Source organism: Xanthobacter sp. 91, from assembly GCF_000702385.1.
Classification (GTDB): domain Bacteria; phylum Pseudomonadota; class Alphaproteobacteria; order Rhizobiales; family Xanthobacteraceae; genus Xanthobacter; species Xanthobacter aminoxidans.
In genome coordinates this window covers 1082564-1102339 of record NZ_JNIB01000001.1, presented here as the reverse complement: position 1 = coordinate 1102339, position 19776 = coordinate 1082564, and the positions used below count along the sequence as shown (strand labels likewise).

General features: G+C 67.0%; 22 protein-coding genes. 18 read left to right on the top strand and 4 right to left on the bottom strand.

Annotation, left to right across the window (positions count from 1 at the left end; translation table 11 throughout):
• The first annotated feature begins 73 nt into the window (after positions 1-73).
• The 9 genes from A37E_RS0105350 to A37E_RS0105310 all read left to right on the top strand — a co-directional run bounded on the left by A37E_RS0105350 (position 74) and on the right by A37E_RS0105310 (position 9717).
• A complete protein-coding gene (locus A37E_RS0105350; RefSeq protein ID WP_081837464.1) occupies positions 74-1576 on the top strand; it encodes an FAD-binding oxidoreductase in 1503 nt (500 codons plus the stop codon).
• The gene (xylB, locus tag A37E_RS0105345) at positions 1566-3122 is read left to right on the top strand and encodes a xylulokinase (protein ID WP_051678806.1); all 1557 of its coding nucleotides are present in this window, start codon (positions 1566-1568) and stop codon (positions 3120-3122) included. Before A37E_RS0105350 ends, xylB begins: the two co-directional genes overlap by 11 nt.
• Positions 3115-4209, top strand: coding sequence for a sn-glycerol-3-phosphate ABC transporter ATP-binding protein UgpC (gene ugpC, locus A37E_RS0105340; protein WP_029555667.1), 1095 nt, complete (start codon positions 3115-3117; stop codon positions 4207-4209). Before xylB ends, ugpC begins: the two co-directional genes overlap by 8 nt.
• Positions 4210-4259: 50 nt before the next feature.
• Positions 4260-5603, top strand: a complete 1344-nt coding sequence (locus A37E_RS0105335; RefSeq protein WP_029555666.1) for an extracellular solute-binding protein — start codon at positions 4260-4262, stop codon at positions 5601-5603.
• 174 nt (positions 5604-5777) lie between these two features.
• A complete protein-coding gene (locus A37E_RS0105330) occupies positions 5778-6638 on the top strand; it encodes a sugar ABC transporter permease (RefSeq protein WP_029555665.1) in 861 nt (286 codons plus the stop codon).
• Between the two features lie 7 nt (positions 6639-6645).
• Complete coding sequence (locus tag A37E_RS0105325; protein WP_029555664.1) at positions 6646-7485, top strand: carbohydrate ABC transporter permease; 840 nt, start codon at positions 6646-6648, stop codon at positions 7483-7485.
• A 12-nt stretch (positions 7486-7497) separates the two neighbouring features.
• Positions 7498-8274 (top strand): SDR family NAD(P)-dependent oxidoreductase, encoded by a 777-nt coding sequence (locus A37E_RS0105320; RefSeq protein WP_029555663.1) that lies wholly within the window; start codon positions 7498-7500, stop codon positions 8272-8274.
• On the top strand, positions 8271-9353 hold the full coding sequence (locus A37E_RS0105315; protein WP_029555662.1) for a glycerol dehydrogenase: 1083 nt from the start codon (positions 8271-8273) through the stop codon (positions 9351-9353). Before A37E_RS0105320 ends, A37E_RS0105315 begins: the two co-directional genes overlap by 4 nt.
• Before the next feature lie 52 nt (positions 9354-9405).
• Complete coding sequence (locus tag A37E_RS0105310; protein ID WP_348550874.1) at positions 9406-9717, top strand: GNAT family N-acetyltransferase; 312 nt, start codon at positions 9406-9408, stop codon at positions 9715-9717.
• A gap of 64 nt (positions 9718-9781) precedes the next feature.
• Here the strand turns inward: A37E_RS0105310 and A37E_RS0105305 are convergent, their stop codons facing one another.
• From A37E_RS0105305 to A37E_RS0105295, 3 genes are all read right to left on the bottom strand, one after another.
• A complete protein-coding gene (locus A37E_RS0105305; protein WP_029555660.1) occupies positions 9782-10753 on the bottom strand; it encodes an acetamidase/formamidase family protein in 972 nt (323 codons plus the stop codon).
• Positions 10754-10938: 185 nt separating this feature from the next.
• A complete protein-coding gene (locus tag A37E_RS0105300) occupies positions 10939-11586 on the bottom strand; it encodes an ANTAR domain-containing protein (RefSeq protein ID WP_029555659.1) in 648 nt (215 codons plus the stop codon).
• Positions 11587-11600: 14 nt separating this feature from the next.
• Positions 11601-12752: a transporter substrate-binding domain-containing protein gene (locus A37E_RS0105295; protein WP_029555658.1), complete on the bottom strand. Its 1152-nt coding sequence runs from the start codon at positions 12750-12752 to the stop codon at positions 11601-11603.
• Positions 12753-13113: 361 nt separating this feature from the next.
• On the opposite strand from A37E_RS0105295, the gene A37E_RS26810 reads away from it, so the two are divergent.
• The 7 genes from A37E_RS26810 (at position 13114) to A37E_RS0105265 (ending at position 17458) form a co-directional block, all read left to right on the top strand.
• Positions 13114-13392, top strand: a complete 279-nt coding sequence (locus tag A37E_RS26810; protein WP_156026243.1) for a hypothetical protein — start codon at positions 13114-13116, stop codon at positions 13390-13392.
• Entirely contained in the window at positions 13389-14063 is a 675-nt protein-coding gene (gene nthB, locus A37E_RS0105290) for a nitrile hydratase subunit beta (RefSeq protein WP_029555657.1), read from the top strand. Before A37E_RS26810 ends, nthB begins: the two co-directional genes overlap by 4 nt.
• Before the next feature lie 55 nt (positions 14064-14118).
• Positions 14119-14739 carry a nitrile hydratase subunit alpha gene (nthA, locus tag A37E_RS0105285; RefSeq protein WP_029555656.1) on the top strand — a complete coding sequence of 207 codons (621 nt, stop codon included), beginning with the start codon at positions 14119-14121 and terminating at the stop codon, positions 14737-14739.
• Between the two features lie 13 nt (positions 14740-14752).
• Positions 14753-15091 (top strand): nitrile hydratase accessory protein, encoded by a 339-nt coding sequence (locus A37E_RS0105280; RefSeq protein WP_051678805.1) that lies wholly within the window; start codon positions 14753-14755, stop codon positions 15089-15091.
• 141 nt (positions 15092-15232) lie between these two features.
• Complete coding sequence (locus A37E_RS0105275; RefSeq protein WP_051678804.1) at positions 15233-15754, top strand: DUF1097 domain-containing protein; 522 nt, start codon at positions 15233-15235, stop codon at positions 15752-15754.
• 47 nt (positions 15755-15801) lie between these two features.
• Positions 15802-16425 carry a HupE/UreJ family protein gene (locus A37E_RS0105270; protein WP_029555653.1) on the top strand — a complete coding sequence of 208 codons (624 nt, stop codon included), beginning with the start codon at positions 15802-15804 and terminating at the stop codon, positions 16423-16425.
• A gap of 136 nt (positions 16426-16561) precedes the next feature.
• Positions 16562-17458, top strand: coding sequence for an AraC family transcriptional regulator (locus tag A37E_RS0105265; protein WP_029555652.1), 897 nt, complete (start codon positions 16562-16564; stop codon positions 17456-17458).
• Positions 17459-17650: 192 nt separating this feature from the next.
• Here A37E_RS0105265 and A37E_RS25830 read toward each other — a convergent pair whose 3' ends face one another.
• Positions 17651-18013 carry a helix-turn-helix domain-containing protein gene (locus A37E_RS25830; protein WP_051678803.1) on the bottom strand — a complete coding sequence of 121 codons (363 nt, stop codon included), beginning with the start codon at positions 18011-18013 and terminating at the stop codon, positions 17651-17653.
• A gap of 119 nt (positions 18014-18132) precedes the next feature.
• Between A37E_RS25830 and A37E_RS0105255 the strand changes: the two genes are divergently transcribed.
• Positions 18133-18756: a hydrolase gene (locus A37E_RS0105255; protein WP_029555650.1), complete on the top strand. Its 624-nt coding sequence runs from the start codon at positions 18133-18135 to the stop codon at positions 18754-18756.
• Positions 18757-18937: 181 nt separating this feature from the next.
• Positions 18938-19768, top strand: coding sequence for an alpha/beta hydrolase (locus tag A37E_RS0105250; protein WP_305852723.1), 831 nt, complete (start codon positions 18938-18940; stop codon positions 19766-19768).
• Positions 19769-19776 lie beyond the last annotated feature (8 nt).

Genomic DNA, 19776 nt, shown 5'->3' with positions numbered 1-19776 from the left:
GACGATGGGAGGACGTCAGCATGGGAGCCCGCAAGGGATCGCATCGCCGTGCCTCTCGCGCAAAGAGGTGCCTATGACCGGTCCGGCCGCAGTCCAAACCAACATCAACGAAGCCGCGCGATCCGAAGCGTCCGCCGATGCGGCGCTGGTGGACGCCTTCGCCGCGCTGGTCGGCCGCGACAACGTGCTGACCGGCGACGAAGACCGGCGCGCCTATGCCCATGACCGCCTGCCCTTCGCCAATTTCCGCGCCCGCACCGGCAAGCTCGCCGGCGTCATGCCGAGGCTCGCGGTGCGGCCGGGCTCGGCGCACGAGGTGGCCGCCATCGTGCGCCACGCCCGGCAGAACGGCATCCAGCTCATCCCGTTCGGGAACGGCTCCGGCGTGCTGGGCGGTGCCATCCCGCTCGCCCGCGAGGTGATGGTGGACCTGCGCCGGCTGGACAAGATCATCTCGGTCGATCCGCAGAACGCCATGGTCACCGTCGAGGCCGGCATGAACGGCGCGGAGTTCGAGGCGGCGCTGAATGCCGAGGGCTTCACCTGCGGCCATCTTCCCCAGTCCATCGAGATTTCGACGGTGGGCGGCTGGGTCGCCTGCCGGGGCGGCGGTCAGGCCTCCAGCCGCTATGGCAAGATCGAGGACATCGTGCTCGGCCTCAAGGCCGTGCTGCCGGACGGCCGCCTGCTGGAGGTGCGCCCGCTCGCCCGCCGTTCGGTGGGGCCGTCCATCCGCGACCTGATGGTGGGCGGGGAGGGTGCGTTCGGCATCATCACCGAGGTCACGCTGCGCATCTGGAAGAAGCCCGAGATAGAGCGCGGCGTGGTGCTGGCCTTCCCCTCGCTGGAAGCGGCATGGGAAACCGCCCGACAGATCATGCAGGCCGAACTGCGCCCGACCATCGCCCGCCTCTACGACGCGGCGGAGAGCGCGGAGCGCACGCAGGGGCTGGAGGCATTCGCCACGCGGCCCATCCTCGGCATCTTCGCCTTCTCCGGTACCGAGCCGATGGTGAGCGCGGAACAGGAGATGAGCCTCGCCATCGCCATGGGGCAGGGCGCGGTGATCGCGTCGGAGGGGCCGTACCACCACTGGAAAGAAAACCGCTACGTCGCCTATTCGCAGAAATGGCAAGCGGCGGGCTATTACAATGACACCATCGAGGTGACGGGCAACTGGTCCGCGCTTCCCGGCATGTATGCCGCCATGGAAGCGGCGGTGCGGGCCATCTACCCGAACATCCATTTCGGCGCGCACTGGTCGCACATCTATCCCGAGGGCGCCTGCCAGTACATGACCATCCGCCTGCCGCCCATGCCGGAAGCCGAAGCGCTGCCGCTCCATGCGCGCCTGTGGGAGACCATCCAGTCCCTGACGCTGGACCATGGCGGCTCCATCGCCCACCATCACGGCGTCGGCGTGTTCCGCAACCCGTGGCTGGCGCGGGAGCTGGGCGTCGGCCTCGACATCCTGCAGGCCATCAAGGACACGCTGGATCCGGGCAACCTCATGAACCCCGGCAAGCTGGGCCTGCGCCCGGCCGCCGGAGCGGTGGACGTGCGCCGTGGCGGCTGATCTCCTCATCGGTATCGATCTCGGCGCGGGGGCGCTGAAGACCAGCGTGATCCGCATCGACGGCACGCTGGCGGGCGAGGCGTCCGCGCCCATCGCCACCTCCGCGCCCTATCCCGGCTGGAGCGAGCAGGACCCGCATGACTGGTGGCGCGCGGTGTGCGAGACCGTGCCGCGCGCACTCGCTGCCGCCGGTGCGCGGCCGCAGGATGTGCTCGGCATCTCCTTCTCCGCCGGCGCCCATACCCAGGTGCTGGAAGATACGGACGGCGCGGTGATCCGCCCCGCCATCCTGTGGAACGACCAGCGTTCCGGCCCCGAGACGGCGGACCTGCGCCGGCAATGGGATGCGCGCATCCTGGAGATCGGCGCCAACCGCGCCAATCCCACCTGGACCCTGCCGCAGATGCTGTGGCTGCGCCGGCACGAGCCGCAAGCCTTCGCACGCGTGCGCCGGCTCTACGTGGCCAAGGACTGGCTGCGCTCGCGCCTCACCGGCACCTGGGAGACGGATACCATCGACGCCGTCGGCACGCTGATGGCGGATGCCACAACCGGCGGCTGGTCGCCCGAATTGTGCGCCATGATCGGCTGGCCCTTGGAGACGCTGCCGCCCATCGTGGCGCCGAAGACCGTGGTGGGCACCGTGACGGCGGAAGCCGCGCGGCAGACCGGCCTTGCCGAGGGCACGCCCGTGGTGTGCGGCACCTCCGACACCGCCGCCGAGACCTATGGCGCGGGCATGACCGGCGAGGGGCTCGGCGTGGTGAAGCTCGCCACGGCGGCGACGGTGAGCGTGCTCTCGCGCAATCCCCGGCCGGACTTCACCGTCATCAACTACCCCCACATCATGCCGGACCACTGGTATGTGATCGCGGCGACCAATTCTTGCGCCTCTGCTCACAAATGGCTGCGCGACACCTTCTTCAAGCGCGGGGGCGAGGATGGGGGCGCGGTGTTCACCGAAATGGACCGCCTTGCCGCCGCTGTGCGGCCGGGGGCGGAGGGCCTGTTCTTCCATCCCTATCTCAACGGCGAGCGCAGCCCCCATTGGGATCCGCTGCTGCGCGCGGATTTCGTGGGCATCGGCTTCAACCACGGGCCGGGCCACTTCGTGCGGGCGCTGTATGAAGGTATCGCCTATTCGCTGAAGGACTGCCTCGTCGCCCTGCGCGCCAAGGGGCTCGACTTCTCCACCGCGCGCCTCACCGGCGGCGGGGCGAAGAGCGCCTTGTGGCGGCAGATCGTGGCCGATGTGCTGGATGTGAAGGTGGAGCTGCCGGCGGTGGCGGAAGCCTCCTTCGGTGCGGCGCTGCTGGCTGGCGTGGGCGTCGGCGCGTATGCCGACGAAGCGGATGCGGCGCGTCGCGTCGCCATCGTCTCCACTGCCACGCCCGATCCCGAGCGCGCGGCGCTCTATGCGCGGGGACACGGGCTCTATTGCGAGACCCAGGCGGCGCTCGCCCCGATTAACCATCGCATTCACGCCTTCGTCGAGGACGAGCGGGCCAACGCCACGGCCCGCCGGGATGAGGTCACCCATGGCTGAAGTCAGGCTCAACACCGTCCGCAAGGCCTATGGTGGCCAGGTGGCCGTGCATGGGGTGGACCTCCACATCCGCGACGGCGAGTTCGTGGTCTTCCTTGGCCCTTCCGGCTGCGGCAAGTCCACGACGCTGCGGATGATCGCGGGGCTGGAGGAGATCACCACCGGCACCATCGAGATCGGCGGGCGCGACGTGACCCGCCTTGAGCCCAAGGACCGGAACATCGCCATGGTGTTCCAGAACTATGCGCTCTACCCGCACAAGACCATCTACGAGAACCTCGCCTTCGGCCTGCGCATGCGCAAGATGGACAAGGCGGAGATCGACCGGCGGGTGAAGTCCGCCTCCGCCATGCTGGGGCTCGACCCTTATCTGGAGCGCAAGCCCAAGCAGCTGTCCGGCGGGCAGATGCAGCGCGTGGCGCTGGGCCGGGCGCTGGTACGCGACCCCGACGTGTTCCTGCTCGACGAGCCGCTCTCCAATCTCGATGCGAAACTGCGCGTGCGGATGCGGGAGGAGATCGCCCGCCTGCATCAGGAGGTGGGCACCTCCATGGTCTACGTCACCCACGACCAGGTGGAGGCGATGACGCTCGCCAACCGCATCCTCATCATGCGCGACGGCCACGTGCAGCAGGTGGGCGCGCCGCTGGAAGTCTATGACCGGCCGGCCAATTTGTTCGTCGCGGGGTTCATCGGCTCGCCCGAAATGAACCTCATCGAGGGGCATCTGGAGCGCGGCGCGCTCAAGGCCGGCGGCCTCTCCATCGAGCTGCCGCCGGGCATCGCCGCCGCAGAGGGGACGCCGCTGGTTCTGGGCGTCCGCCCCGAGCACATCGGCGTCGGCGATGGGCCGGGTGCGCACACCTTCCAGGTGGCGGTGATCGAGCAGCTCGGCGCGCAGACGCTCTGCATCGGCGAGGTCGCGGGCGTGCGCCTGCGCGTGCTCATGGACCGCACCGACGCCGTGCGCAACGGCACGACCCTGCCCATCCAGTTCCGGCCCGGCCGGCTGCATGTCTTCTCCAAGGAAACCGGAGCGCGGATCAACCGCGCCGACGCGGACGTGGGGCGGCGCCCCGCCGCCTGAATTTGCCGAGTGAAAACAAGAACGCAGAACAAGACGATCGGGAGAACGCCATGGACGAGATCAAGAAGGACGGGCTGTCACGCCGGACCCTATTGAAGGGTGCCGGAGCACTGAGCGTTGGAGCCCTCGGTGCCGGCATCGCCGCGGGTGGGCTCGCGGCCCCCGCCGTGGTGCGCGCGCAGGGCACCAAGACCATCCGCTTCCTCAATGCCGAGACCTCCATCGACAGCATCCGCGCGCTGAAGGTGGCGGCGGCCGAATACGAGAAGCAGTTCGGCACCAAGGTGGTGGTGGATTCCGTGCCGCTGGACGGCATCTTCACCAAGGTGACCACATCGCTGCGCGGCGGCACGCCCTACGACATCGCCACCTTCGCCTTCGTCGGCCACGTGCTGATCCTCGCCTCCGAGGGGCAGCTGATGCCGCTCAACGAGCTGACGGACAAGTACAAGTGGGGGCCAAATATCCTGTTCCCGGTGGACGGAAAGGTCTACTGGTATCCATACGACTACAATCTCGCGTGGATCTATTACCGCAAGGATCTCTACGAGAAGAACAAGCTTGATGTGCCGAAGACGTGGGACGGCTTCCTGAAAAACAGTCAGGCGCTCAACGGCGACGGCACGTCCGGCTCCCTGTTCCCCATCGGCTCTAACGGCGCCACCAACTGGCTCTCCCCCGGCTTCATGTGGGCCGAGGGCGTGCAGCTGTTCGACGACAAGTGGAACATCATCTTCGACAATGCGGACATGGCGCCGCGCGCGAGCCGCTATCTCGATTTCTTCGGCGATCTCTACAAGACCATGCCGTCCGGCACCAGCCAGGCGAGCTTCGGCGAGGTCTTGTCGAACTTCACTTCGGGCAAAGTGGCGCACACCGCCTATGCGGGCCGCATCATCGAGACCATCGAGCGCAACAATCCCGCGCTCGCCGACAAGTACGGCATCATGCCCTACATGGATTCCGCCGGTAAGCACCAGGCGGTGAACCATGGCTATGACGGCTGGGTGGTGCTGAAGACGCCCCAGTCCGACGAGGCCATGAAGTTCATGAAGTGGTTCACGGAGAACCAGTACATCAACTTCCTGCACACCGCCCCGCTGCACTTCCAGCCGCCGCGCCTCGATGTCTATGACGATGCGCGCTGGCGGGCCCATCCGCTCATCGAGAAGCACAATGCGGCGGTGGAGATGATGAAGTCGTTCCTCACCGACAAGAACATGATCCTCACCTCCATCGACACCCAGGGCCCGTCGCCGAGCCTGAAGCCCGGCAAGATCTTCGAGGCCTTCGTGTTCCCGGAGATGCTCCAGAACAAGGTGCTGAAGGGCATGTCCTCCGCCGAGTGCGTGAAGACCGCGGCCGACCGCATGCGGCAGGTCATCGCTTCGTGAGCGGTCATCGCCACATGATTGCGTCCTGAGGGTTTCGTCCGAAGACGCAAGGCCGGCAGGCTCTGCCCTGATCTTGGCCTGCCGGCCATTCCTTCCTCATCGCTCCGGCCCTCAGGCCGGGCGTTTCCGTGCTGGCCCTGAAGGGTCACAAGCCGCTCCAGCGAGGCGCCGCAGGTGAGCTCCAAAGCGACGATTTATTCCTTTCTCATCCTGGGCCTCGCCGTGACCGCGCTGCTCATCGTGGCGCCGGTGGTCTATGCGGTGTCGCTGAGCTTCTACCAGATGGATTCCTTCGTCGGCGCCCCCAAATGGGCCGGGCTCGACAATTACACGCGCATGCTGTCGCAGTGGGTGTTCTGGCGCGCGCTCATCAACGGTTTCATCTATTCGTTCGGCACCATCATCTTCCAGGTGGTGCTGGGCATCGGCTTCGCGCTGGTGCTCAACCAGGTCTTCCCCGGCCGCAATATCGTGCGCGGCCTCTCCATCCTGCCCTATCTGCTGCCGACCGTGGTGGTGGTGCTGACCTTCAAATGGATGGTGGACGGCTCCATCGGCGTCCTCACCACCATGATGTCCGCCGTCGGCCTGCCGCAGGTGCAGTGGTTCGAGAGCCCGGGCGCGGCCATGGCGTCGGTGATCCTGGTGAGCGTGTGGATGTGGACGCCCTTCGTCACCACCACCTTCCTTGCCGCGCTGCAGACGGTGCCGTCCTCGCTCTACGAGGCGGCGAAGGTGGACGGCACGAACGCCGTGCAGCGCTTCTTCCACATCACCCTGCCCATGCTGAAGCCGATCCTGACCGTGATCGTGCTGCTGCGCGCGGTGTGGATGTTCAACAAGTTCGACGTCATCTGGCTGCTCACACAGGGCGGCCCTGTGGGCGCTACGGAGCACCTCGCCATCCTCTCCTATCGCCAGGCCTTCGGGCAGTTCGACATCGGCGGCGGCGCGGCGGTGGCGACCATCTCCTTCGCCATCCTGTCGCTGGTGGTGTTCATCTATTTCCGCCTGTTCCCGCTCGACACGGAGTGATGCCGGAATGTCTCGCTCCTCCCCCCGCTCGCTCGCCGGCCGCGTGGCGCTCTATGTCGCCGCGACGCTCATCGCGGTCTATTCGGCCTTCCCCATCTACTGGATGGTGGTGTCCTCCACCCGCGCGCCGCAGGCGCTGATCAATTCCACGTCGCTGCTGCCGGGTCCGTTCACCTGGGAATACTATACCAACCTTCTGGAGCTGACGGATTATCCCACCCAGTTCCTGAACTCGCTGATCGTCGCGGCGGTGACGGTGGCGGTGACCATGGTGTTCTCGATCATGATCGCCTATGCGGTCACGCGTCACCGCATCCGCGGCAAGGGGCTCATCGTGGGGGCGATGCTCTACGCCTACATGTTCCCGCCGCTGCTCATCGCCATTCCCATGTTCTCCATCTTCGCCAAGCTGGGGTTGGGCGACACGCTGGCGAGCGTCATCGTCTCCCACCTCACCCTCACGCTGCCGCTCGGCGTGTGGTTCCTGTGGGGCTTCTTCAAGAGCATGCCGTTCGAGCTGGAGGAGGCCGCCATGGTGGATGGCTGCACGCGGCTCGGCGCCTTCCTGCGCGTGGTGCTGCCGCTGTCGCTGCCGGGGCTCATCACGGTGGCCATCTTCTCCTTCCTCCTGTCGTGGACGGACTACACCTATGCGCTGATCATGATCGGCTCCGATGCCAACAAGACCGTGCCGGTGGGGCTGGCCTCCATGGTCGGTTCGTTCGATCTGCGCTGGGGGGAGATCATGGCCGGCTCCACCCTCATCGCTTTGCCGCTGTTCGGCGCCTTCGCCTTGCTGAGCCAATACTTCATTCAGGGGCTCGGCGCGGGCGCGGTGAAGGGCTGATCGGAGACCAAGATGGATCTGGGATTGAAAGGGCGGGTCGCCCTTGTCACCGGCGCGGCGCGCGGCATCGGCCGGGCGGAGGCGTTGGGGCTCGCCGCCGAGGGCGCGCGCATCGTCATCAACGACATCGACGCGGAGGGCGCCGCCCACTGCGCCAAGGAGCTGCGGCAGGCTGGGTACGAGGCGGCGGCAGCGCCGGGCGACGTGGCCGACGAGGCGGGCGCGGCTGGCGTCGTGAGTGCTGCTGCGGACGCCTTCGGGCGCCTCGACATTCTCGTGAACAATGCCGGGGCGGGTGGGCGCCATCTCGGGCGGCGTGTGGCGGAGATGGAGATCGACGACTTCGACATCATCGTCTCCACCCACCTGCGCAGCACCTTCCTGTGCAGCAAGCACGCCATTCCACTGATGCGCGCAAATGGCTTCGGCCGCATCGTCAACACCTCGTCCATGAACGTCACCGGCGGCGGCCGGCCAGGCGTCGCGAATTATTCGGCGGCCAAGGCCGGCGTGCTCGGCTTCACCCGCACGGTGGCGAAGGAGGTGGGGGCGGACGGCATCACCGTGAACGCCATCGCGCCCGGCTATGTGGCCACCGATTTCATCGCCACCTTCTCGCCGGAGAAGCGGGCGGTGATCACCGGACAGAATCCCGTCGGCCGCTTCTGCCAGCCGGAGGAGGTGGGGGCGCTCGTCGCCTTCCTCTGCTCCACGCAGGCGGCTTTCATCAACGGCGCCTTGATCTGCATGGATGGCGGCAAGCGCGATTTCCACTGGGGTGACGCATGAGCGTGCGCGCGTTCGGGTCTCCGGCCCGCTACATCCAGGGCCCCGAGGCACTTGGTGAGCTGGGCGCGCTCGTGCGCCTGCACGGCCGCCGGCCCTTCGTGGTGGCCGACGCCATCGTGATGGATCTGCTCGGGGCGCGCCTGAAGGCTGAGCTGGCGGAGGCCGAGGCGGTCACCTTCGCCACCTTCGGCGGGGAATGCACGGCGGCGGAGATGGACAAGCTGGCCGCGGCGGCGCGGGCGGCGGGCGCTGACGTGGTGATCGGTGTCGGCGGCGGCAAGGCCATCGACACCGCCAAGGGCGTGCGCATCGCGCTGCGCACGCCGCTCGTGATCGTGCCGACCATCGCCTCCAACGACAGCCCCACCTCCCGCCTCGTGGTGGTCTACACCGCCGAGCACGTGCTGAGCGAAGTGCGGCTGATGGATGCCAACCCCGATGCGGTGCTGGTGGATACATCCGTCATCGTCCAGGCGCCGGCGCGCTTCTTCGTGGCGGGCATCGGCGATGCGCTGTCCAAGAAGTTTGAAGTAGAGCAGTGCGCCGCCGCCGGCGGGCTGAATTTCTTCAAGGGTCGCCCCACCACGCTCGCCGTCACTATCGCCGATGCCTGCTACCGTGCCATCCGCGCGGATGGCGAGGCGGCGGTGGCCGCCGTCGCCCGCAAGACGGCGGACGAGGCGGTGGAGCGCGTGGTGGAGGCGACCATCCTCCTCTCCGGCCTCGCCTTCGAAAGCGGGGGCCTGTCCATCGCCCATTCTCTCACGCGCGGCTTCTCCACGGTGCCGGAGGTGGCGCGGGCGCTGCATGGCGAACAGGTGGCCCTCGGGCTTCTGGTGCAATTGCTGGCGGAAGGCCGGGACGCCGATTTCATGGCGGACATGCTGGCCTTCTACGCCCGCCTCGGCCTGCCGCGCGCGCTGGAGGATTTCGGCGTCGAGACCGAGGCCGTGGTGGACGGCATCGTTTCCGTGTCCTGGGAGACAGCGCCCTATATTCGCAACTTCGTGCAGCCGCTGTCCAAGGAGGGGCTCGCAGATGCCTTCCGCACGCTCGCGGGCTTGAGGCGCGCGAAATGAACTGATGGGATAGCATCGCCGTTATGGTGGGGGCACCACCACCGACGGAGGCATGATGAACGACGCCAGCCAAGATGCTCGCCAAGAGATTCAGCGCGAGGAGGGGCCGGGCGGAGGCCGTTATGTCATTCGCCTCGGCGGGGGTGCGGAAGCGGAACTGAGCTACCAGCGCCGCGGCGACGGCCCGTTCGTCGTCACCCATACGGGCGTGCCGCCGGCCTTCGAAGGGCGCGGCATCGCTGCGCGTCTGGTGGATGCCCTCATCGCCGATGCCCGCGCGGAGGGCTTCAAGATCACCCCGCTGTGTTCATACGTTGCCACGCAGTTCCGCCGCCATCCCGAGTGGCAGGATCTGCGGGCGTAGGTGGCTCGACCGGAGGCTGCCGGCGATCGTGCGATCGCCGGAGCCATTGCCAGGCGTGCGTAGCTCAGGCCGCGCCGAGAAGCGTCTTGTCGACGGAGGCGCCGAGCGTGTACTTCGGGTCCACCATGTTGCCGACCCTGAGGTGCCCGGCCTGCGTCAGCAGCATGTAGGCTTCCAGCTCGTCATACCCGTAGTCGGCGGCCATCCAGCGCACCAGTTCTCGATAGGCGATGCGGGCGGCGTCCTCCATGGGGCGGCCGGAGCCGATGGTCATGATGCGGTCGTGGGTCTCCAGCCGCGGCCAGCGGAAGTTCCACCCCTTGATGAGGTCGATCTGCACCGTGGTCACGGTGGGATGCTCGATGGCGAATCCACACAGCTCCCCATCGCCCTGCGCGGCGTGGCAATCGCCGAGATAGAGCAGGGCGCCGGGCGCATGCACCGGCAGGTAGATGACGGCGCCGGGAGCCACGTCCGGCAGGTCCATGTTGCCGCCGTAATAGTCGGGGACGAGGGAGGAAATGGCCTCGATCTCCGGCGCGGTGCCGATGGTGCCGATGAAGGGCTGGTAGGGCAGGCTGATTCGCTCGTTCCAGCGCACGCCAGTCGCCGGATCCACGTGCAGCTTCTTCACGATCTCCGGCAAAGGCGCGTTGAGGATCGCGGTGTCGCCTGTGCCGACGAGGCCGCCGAACTCCGGCATGATGCAGGTGGTGCCGATGGGCTGCGGCCCGCGCGGCACGATGTCGTGGATATAGACGGCGAGGCAGTCGCCCTTCTCCGCGCCGTTGACGAAGATCGGCCCATTCTGCGGGTTGAGGAAGGGAAAGTTGAGGATTTCCGACGGCTTGTCGCTCTCGCTTTTGATCTGCCCTTCCATGGCGTCGTGGGTCTCGGCGCTCACCACCGCGCCCGGATCCACGCGCAGCACGGGCGTGGCATACGGGCCGTAGACGTAGTGATACTTGCCCTGGCTCGCCTCGGTGATCTCGTAGCGTTCGCCGGCGCGCCCTTTGGCTTCGCCGCGTGCGGCCATGATGGAGCCTTCGAGCCAGGCCGGATCGGGAGGGGAATAGGGGGGCGGCGTCAGGGGCCGTGATGCGTGCTGCCGGGACATGGGATGCCGGGACATGGGCCTTCTCCTTGCGGGCGGGCTGGCGTCGCTGGCAGCTGCCACGTGCGCGGAGCCGTGCGGCTCCGTCGTGATGTGGGTCTGTAAGGTCAGCGCCGGGCCGCGGTGCGCGGCTCGGCTTCGGGCGAGGACGCGGTCAGCTTCGACCGGCCGGAGATGTAGTCCTCGCAATAATCCTCAAGGCTCTGGCGCCGGCGCATGCTGTCGCGGCGGAGCATGACATAGGCCTCGTCGTCATCCACCTGGTGCTCTTCCATCAGCAGCAGGATGGTCTTGATGACCGCCTTGCGGCGGCGGCGGCGATCCTGCTGGGCGTTCAGCTCGCTCGCCATCTCCTTGCGCAGCAGATACTGATTCACGCCGAGGAACAGCGTGGTGTAGACGGCGCCGGCATAGACCGGCTTGCGCAGGAAGGCCGTGGCCCCCTGGTTCATCAACGCCTTCAGCCGGCCCGGCGCCTCGATGCCGACCAGCCCGATCACCGGCACCGGCGGGGTGCGGGCCGCGCCGAGGTCGCAGGGCAGCACGCTGTCGAGGTCGCCGTCGATGAAGAGCAGGTCCGCGCGCTCCTCCACCGAGGCGAGGTCGAGATGGCGGCCCGCCTCCGGCGCCTCCGAGCGGGCGACCAAGAGGCCGAGCTTGCCGAGCACGCTCTCAAGCGTGTCGATGCCGCCTTCGCCGGAGGCGATGATGAGCGCGCGGGCGCCGCGGAAGTTCTGGAGGAGGTTGCGGGACATGGCTCGCCCGCTCCTTACTTGGCGACCCGCAGCCGCGGCGCGGATGCGAACCAGCTGTCGGTGGGCGAGGACCGCACCAGATAGGGATCCGGCCGGATGGGCGCCGGTTCCTCGCGGATGATATCGAATTCCGTCCCGCGCGAGCGGCCGATGCGCGGCGTGAGATGGAGATGCATAGTCTCCGCATCCACCCACACGTCGCCCTGGGGCGCGGCGAGCCGCTGGCGCGCCACCGCCGCCTTCACCGCGAGGATTTCATCGGTGCCGGCTTCGGCCAGCGCGCCGGCCAGCAGCTTCACCGCGATGTAAGAAGCTTCCGCATCCGCCGAGGTCAAAGGCGCTGAGGGATAGGCTGCGGCGTGGCGGGAGACGAAGGCATCGTTCACCGGGTTGCGCAGGGCCGAGAAATAGACGCTGGAGGAGATGTGGCCGTCGCGGGCCTCCGGCTCCAGCTCGTCCAGATCGGGCTCGGACAGGTTGCAGCTCGCCACCGGCATCGTCCCCGGCTGGTCGATGCCGCGCGCAAGGCAGGCGTGGCGGAGCGCGCTGAGGAAGGCGAGGCCGCTGACCCCGATGAGCGACGAAAAGACGAAGCTGGGCCGCGCCTCGATCACCGCATCCACGAGCTTGCGCAGGTCCGTCTCGCCCACCGGGAGATAGCGCTCCGCCACCACGGTGCCGCCGCGCGCCGTCACCGTCTCGCGCAGGATGCGGCTGTTTTCCCACGCCCAGATGTAGTTCGAGCCGACGCAGAAGGCGCGGTCGCCGAAGGTGGACATGAGGTAGTCGATCAGCGGCAGGATATGCTGGTTCGGCGCCGCGCCGGTGTAGACGACATTGTCGGCGCTCTCGAAGCCCTCGTAATGGGAGGGATACCAGAGCATTCCGTCATGCTTTTCGAAGCAGGGGATAACCTCCTTGCGGCTCGACGAGGTGTAGCAGCCGACCACATGGCGCACCCCTTCGGCGAGAAGCTGGCCGCTCAGCGCCGTATAGCGCGCGAGGTCGCCGCCCGGATCGACGACGATGGGCACCAGCTCGACCGGTCCCGCCTCACCGATCTCCGACACGGCGAGCAGCGCGCCGTTGAGCATGGCGCCGGCAACCGTGCTGTAGGGCCCCGTGGTGGAGAACATCAGGCCGATCCGATAGCTGGGTCTCGCCATTTCCCTCACCGCAGGTGTCCGTTGCCGGTTGCCCCGGTCGATGCCCGCCCGCCGCAAGTGGCCTTGTTTGAACTGGCCTTGCCGCAAACAAAAACGCCCTCGGGCCGTTCGGCCTGAGGGCTGCATCGCCACGGGGTCTGTCCCGAATGTCTGTTCGCAAATGGCGACTTAATAGGCATCCTTGCCTATCGCCTACGAATTAGCCTGACTGTGCGCCGGCGATGTGTCAAGCGCAAATGTGGCTGGCCCGCATTCAAGCGGGGAATAAATGGCGGGAGCAGCGGGGCGCGGTGCGTCAGTGCCTGTATCTCCGATTGAAATCGTGGCTTCCGCGCTAAAGCCGGCACCTGAAAATTCGCGCTTGACAGTTCTTTTGTTGCGTCGCACTGTTTTCACGGTCGTCGAGCAAGGACGCTCATCAAGACGCCGCCAGCATGATTTATGGATCAGTGGCAAAGCCGCCCGCAGCGAGGTGCTGACGGGCTTTTTTGCGTTGGCGATCATCTTCGTCGGCCTTGAAAGCCTGGCTCCTCGTGTTCCGCCGCTCCGCGGGCCGCCCGTCGCGGCGGCAGGGGCGGATCAACCGAGGCTGGCGATCCGCCTGGGATCGCAGGCATGGCAAAGAGAGGCGTCGGCATGAAAGTTCAGCATTTCCTCGGGGGCATCGAGAATCTCGGCCCCGTGGCCGTCGAGAAGCGCGTGTTCGTGGAGCCGTGGGAGGCCCAGCTCTTCGCGGTCCACACCACCATGATGGGCACCGGCATCTGGGCCTGGCCGGATCTTCGGGTGCTCGCCGAAGGCATGAGCCCGCTCGATTACTTCAAGTATCGCTACTACATCAAATGGCTCGGCGGCATGTGCCATTTCCTTGTGGCGAAAAACTATATTTCCGAAAAAGAGCTTGAGGAACGCACCAAGCACTTTCTGGAACACCCCGACGCGCCGCTCCCCAATTCCGGGGACAATGCCGTCACCGAGCGGGTGATCGAGTATTTCTACACCGGTGCCAACCCCTATCGGGACGTGGCGGTCGATCCCTTGTTCAAGGTCGGCGACAAGGTGCGCGTGAAGGACATGCCGCCCGCGGTCCACACCCGGTTGCCTGGCTATCTGCGCAACAAGGTCGGCGTGATCGATACCGTCTACAAGGGCGCCTATCTCTACGCCGACAACGTGCCCACCGACGGCATCTCCACAACCCAGCCGGTCTATCTCGTCAAGTTCAAGACGCGGGACCTGTGGTCCGACATCCCGGACAAGGGCGACGTTCTCTACAACGACTGCTTCGAAGTCTATCTCGAAGCCGCCTGATCTCATTCTTCATCACAACAACCGGCCTCGCGCCCAATAGCCAGAGCGGAAAATCATGAGCGACGATCACGATCACGAACATCATCACCACCTGCGGGAGAGCGAGAGCTACTACGCCGCCCGCACCAAGGCCCTCGAATCCCTGTTCCGCGAGAAGGGCATGATCGGCATCGACACGGTCGATCGCGTCATCCGCTTCTTCGAGCACGAGATGGGGCCGTTCAACGGCGCCAAAGTGGTGGCCAAGGCCTGGACCGATCCGGCCTTCAAGGCGCGCCTGCTCGCCGACGCCAACAAGGCCATCGCCGAACTCGGCCTCAAGGACGGTATCGAGGGCGAGAACCTGCGCGTGGTGGAGAACACCTCGGCCGCGCACAACGTGGTCTGCTGCACCCTGTGCTCCTGCTGGCCCTGGCCGCTGCTCGGCCTGCCGCCCTACTGGTTCAAGGACCCGGTCTTCCGCGCCCGCATCGTGCGCGAGCCGCGCGGCGTGCTCGCCGATTTCGGCGTGAGCCTGCCCGAGGACAAAAGGATCGACATCTGGGATTCGAGCGCGCAGGTGCGCTACTTCGTGATCCCTGAGCGGCCCGCCGGCACCGAGGGCTGGCCCGAGGAAAAGCTCGCCGCCCTCGTTTCCACCGAGGCCATGCAGGGCCTCGGCCTCGTCTCCGCCTGAAGGGATCGCCGCCATGGACATCTATGTGGAATCGCTCGACGGGCGCGGCGCCATCCCGCGCAATTGCGAGAGCCTCCAGTTCGAGGAGCCCTGGCAGGGCCGCGCGTTCGGCATGGCCCTCGCCCTCGCCGAGGCCAAGGCCTACCAGTGGGAGGATTTCCGCCAGAGCCTGATCGGCACCATCGGCACCTGGGACAAGTCCCACGCCCCCGATGACGAGACCTGGAACTACTACCAGCAGTGGCTGGCGGCGTTCGAGAAGCTCGCTCTGGAGCGCGGCCTCGTCAGCGCTGAGGAGCTGGATCGCAGGACGGAGGAATTCCTCCACCGGACCCGCGAAGAGGTGATCTGAGCCGGGCGGCGGGCCGCATCGGGTCCGCCGCCACGCCAGCCATCAATCGCCGTCAACCTACCGTCGTCTCTTGCCCCCGGCGCGCCACCCGCGCGCCGGAACGGGAGAGGCTTGTCTCACCGCCTCAGCGGAGGCTTCGACATGATCATTTCCCTGGCCCTGAGCGTCGGCGTGCTGGGAGGCCTGTGCACCTGGCTGTTCCTGACCACGCAGGCGTTCCTCATCTGGGCGGCGTTCATCGCCTGGGCGTGCTTCTTCCACTCGGGCGGCGACGCCGCGGCGTTCCGGACCACCATCGTCTCGAACGTGTTCGGCGTCGTGGTGGCGTGGGCGACGGGGCTCGTCCTCGCCACCCTCGTGCCTGGGCCGACGGTGGGCGCCGTCATCGTCGGGCTGTCCATCGCCCTCTACATCCTCGCCGCCTACATCCCGGCCTTCTCCTCTATCCCGGCCGTGACCTACGGCTACGCAGCGACCTTCGCGTTCCTCACCCAGAACGCGGATGCCTTCACGCCGGTCGCGATGCTGTCCCTCACGGGCCGCAACGCGCTCCTGCTGGTGCCTTTCTCCATGATCCTCGGCGCCTGCTTCGCCTACGCCTCCGCCTTGTGCGCGGCGCGCATCCGGCAGGCGCTGCTCCAGCCGGAGCGCAGCCCCGTCTGAGACCCGTATCCCCCGTTTTCAACCCATCCAGAGCAAGGAAGAACATCATGTCCCGTCTCGTCAGCAGGATCGCGCTCCTGTCCCTCGTCCCCCTCCTCGCAGCCACCAATGCGGAAGCGCACCACGCCATGGGCGGGCGGCTGCCCGCGACCTTCGGCGAAGGCTTCATCTCCGGCCTTGCCCATCCGGTGATCGGGCTCGACCATCTGGGCTTCATCGTCGCCGCCGGCCTGATCGCCGGAGTGATGGGGCTCGGCGCCTTCGTGCCGGTGGCCTTCGTGGTGGCCTCCATTGCCGGCGTCATGCTGCATGTGCAGCTCGTGAACCTGCCGTTCGCCGAGACGGTGATCGCGCTGAGCGTGGTGGCCATCGGCGGCCTGCTCGCCGCCGGCCGGGAAAAGCCTGCGCGCGGGGTTTGGATCGGCCTGTTCACCATCGCCGGCCTGTTCCATGGCTACGCCTATGGCGAGTCCATCGTCGGTGCCGAGCCCACCCAGCTCGTCGCCTATCTCGCCGGCCTCGCGGTGGTGCAGTCGGTGATCGGCGCGGGTGTCGCCCTCGTCGCGTCGGGCCGCGCCTGGACCCCCACGTCTCTGGCCCCGCGGCTCGCCGGCGCCGCCGCCTTCGGCATCGGCCTGTCGGCGGTGGTGACCCAGCTGATCCCGGGCTGAACGGTCGGAAGCCGGCGCCCGCCTACGGGCGCCGGCTTTAAACCTTTGTCTATAGCCTAAGTCAGCGCCGCTTCATTTTACCCGTCCCGCTTCTGGTGTAGGTTCGCGCACCAGCAAGCCAGCCCCGAGGCTTCAGATGGCCCGTTTAGACACGGCGGCACCCGGCGGAATCACGCGACGCGACAGCCTCGGCTGTTCCGTCGCCGCGCTGGAGGACGAGAGGGAGCTGGTCGGCACCGGCTTCGTCGTCTACCGCAAGCAGCATGATGGCGCGGCCACGAGCCGGGTCGAAACCCCGCCGAGCGGACGTGGCCTGCTGATGGGTGTTGCCCTCTCCGGCGGGCACCGCCGCCGCATCTTCGGCGACGGCGCGGCGACCGCCTACGATTTCGAGCCGGACAGCTGTTATGTCCGCTCTTTCTCCGACACCTACCGCGCCGACATCGAGACGGGGTTCGACTTCTTCCTGCTGGAGATCTCCCACGCGGCGCTGCACCAGACCTTCAGCGAGATGGGGCTGCCGCTGGCGGAGTGCGTCTCCTGCATTCCCGGCACGCAAGATCCTGTGCTGGCGCACCTCTCGCGGGCCCTTCTGCCCATGCTCGATGCGCCGGAGCGGCAGGTGCCGCTGTTCCTGGATCAGGTGGTCTCGGCCATCCAGACTCATCTCGCCACGCGCTATCACGGCGCTGCGGTGCGCATTCCCGGCGGTCTCTCGCCGCGCCAGTTCGCCATCGCCAAGGAGCGGCTCGCCGCGGGGCTCGATGGCAACGTGCTGATCTCCGACATCGCTGCCGCCTGCGGCGTCTCGCGCGGCCATTTCATCAAGTGCTTCAGGGATGAAACGGGGCTCACGCCCTACCAGTGGATGCTTCACCTGCGGGTGGAGCGGGCGCGGGACCTCATCGTCGGCTCCCGGTTGCCGCTGGCGGATATCGCCATCATCTGCGGATTTTCCGACCAGAGCCACATGACGCGTACCTTCACGCGCCTCACCGGGTCGGCGCCGGGGCTGTGGCGGCGCGGCCATTGAGCGAGCGGGGGCGCCTTCGGGAAATCCCATCGTTCAAGGATGCGGGCTTTTCGGCAAGACGGGCTCCAGCTGCAACGCCATAGTCCGCCCCATCAGCCCCGCTTCGGGCCTTCCGGCAAGGGATCGAACCGATGAGCACTGCCTCGCTCAAGTTCTCCACATGCTGCGATCCACCAGCGAAGGTGGGTGCGGTCAGCGCTCGTTAGTCAGCGCGCCCACCGTGCCTTCCAGGTACAGCGCAGATTCCGCCTGCACCAGAAGAAGGTCGATGGCGCGACCCGAGTCCGTCAGCCTGTATTCCACCTGACGGACCCGCCCCTCGATCTCCCGCCGCGTCACATATCCCCCGGCCTCAAGCGCCTTGAGCCGGGCAGAGAGAACGCGCGCCGAAATCGGCCCCGGCAAGCTTCGCCGGAGCTGCCCGAACCGCAACGTGCCGTGGCGCGACAGTGCCGCGACCACATGAGCCATCCACTCCTGAGCGAAGAACTTCAGGAGGGGCTCGGCCATGCACGCCTTGTCTGCCTGAGGATCGATCTTGTCTTGGAAATTCATGGATGTGCCCGGTATCCCGCCAGTAACTAATGGTCTCAGCCCGTAACGGGCGCTAGCTTCGCCCCGGCTTTCACACAGGAGATGCAACCGTGCCCCACGCTGTCGCCGCCCCCGGCGGTATGCTTCTTTCACCGAAGGATCATACGCTCATCATGATCGACTTTCAGTCGCAAATGTCCTTCGCGACCAAGTCCATCGACGCCGTGAATCTGCGCAACAACTCGGCTCTGGTCGCCCGCGCCGCCGCCGGCTTCGGGGTGTCCACCATCCTGACCACGGTGGCCGAGAAGAGCTTCTCCGGCCCCATGTTCTCCGAGATCACCGAGGCGTTTCCGGGCGAGAAGCTGCTCGACCGCACCTCCATGAACACCTGGGAGGATGAAGCCGTCATCGCCCGTGTCAACGAGATCGGCAAGGGCCGCATCGTGCTCTCCGGCCTGTGGACCGGCGTGTGCATCGTCGGTCCCGCTTTGTCGGCCCTCGAGCAGGGATTTGAAGTCTATGTGATCGCCGACGCCTGCGGCGATGTCTCCGACGAGGCGCACGAGCGCGCCATGCAGCGGATGATCCAGGCCGGCGCGCGTCCCATGACCTCGCTGCAATATCTGCTGGAGCTCCAGCGCGACTGGGCCCGCACCGCCACCTACGACATGACCACCGGCATCGCCAAGACCTACGGCGGCGCCTACGGCCTCGGCATCATCTACGCCAAGACCATGTTCGGCGCCTCCGAAGGGCACTGAAGGACCAAATCCCATGACTGACAATGACGCACCGGGCGGCGAGCGCCTCCCGGAACAGTTCCCCCTTGTCTCCCGCCGGACCGTGCTTGGTGCCGGCGCCACCGCGGCGCTCGCCGCCGCACTCGGCCTCGACTTTCCCGCCGCGGCCTTCGCAGCCTCCCACCCCGATGGAGTTCAACCCATGCCCAGCGTGACCACCAAGGACGGCGTCGAGATCTTCTACAAGGACTGGGGTCCGAAGACCGCCCAGCCCATCGTCTTCCACCATGGCTGGCCCCTGTCCTCGGACGACTGGGACGCGCAGCTCCTCTTCTTCGTGAACAACGGCTATCGCGTGGTCGCCCACGACCGCCGCGGCCACGGCCGCTCCACCCAGGTGAGCGACGGTCACGACATGGACCACTACGCTGCCGACGCCGCGGCCGTGATGGACCATCTCGACCTCAAGAACGCCGTGCACATCGGCCATTCCACCGGCGGCGGCGAGGCGCTGCACTACACCGTGAAGCACGGGAAGGCGCGTGTCGCGAAGCTGGTGCTGATCGGCGCGGTGCCGCCCATCATGCTGAAGACCGAGTCCAACCCCGGCGGCCTGCCCATGGAGGTCTTCGACGGCTTCCGCAAGGCGCTCGCCGCCAACCGCGCCCAGTTCTTCCTCGATGTGCCCACCGGCCCGTTCTACGGCTTCAACCGTCCCGGCGCGCAGGTCTCCCAGGGCGCCATCTGGAACTGGTGGCGGCAGGGCATGACCGGCGGCGCCAAGGCCCATTACGACGGCATCAAGGCCTTCTCCGAGACCGACTTCACCGCCGACCTGAAGGCGTGCGAGGTGCCCACCCTCGTGATGCACGGCGATGACGACCAGATCGTCCCCATCGCTGACAGCGCGCTGCTCTCCGCCAAGCTGCTGAAGCACGGCACGCTGAAGGTCTATCCCGGCTATCCTCACGGCATGTGCACCACCCATGCGGACGTGATCAACGCCGACCTCCTCGCCTTCATCAAGGCGTGATCTCCTTC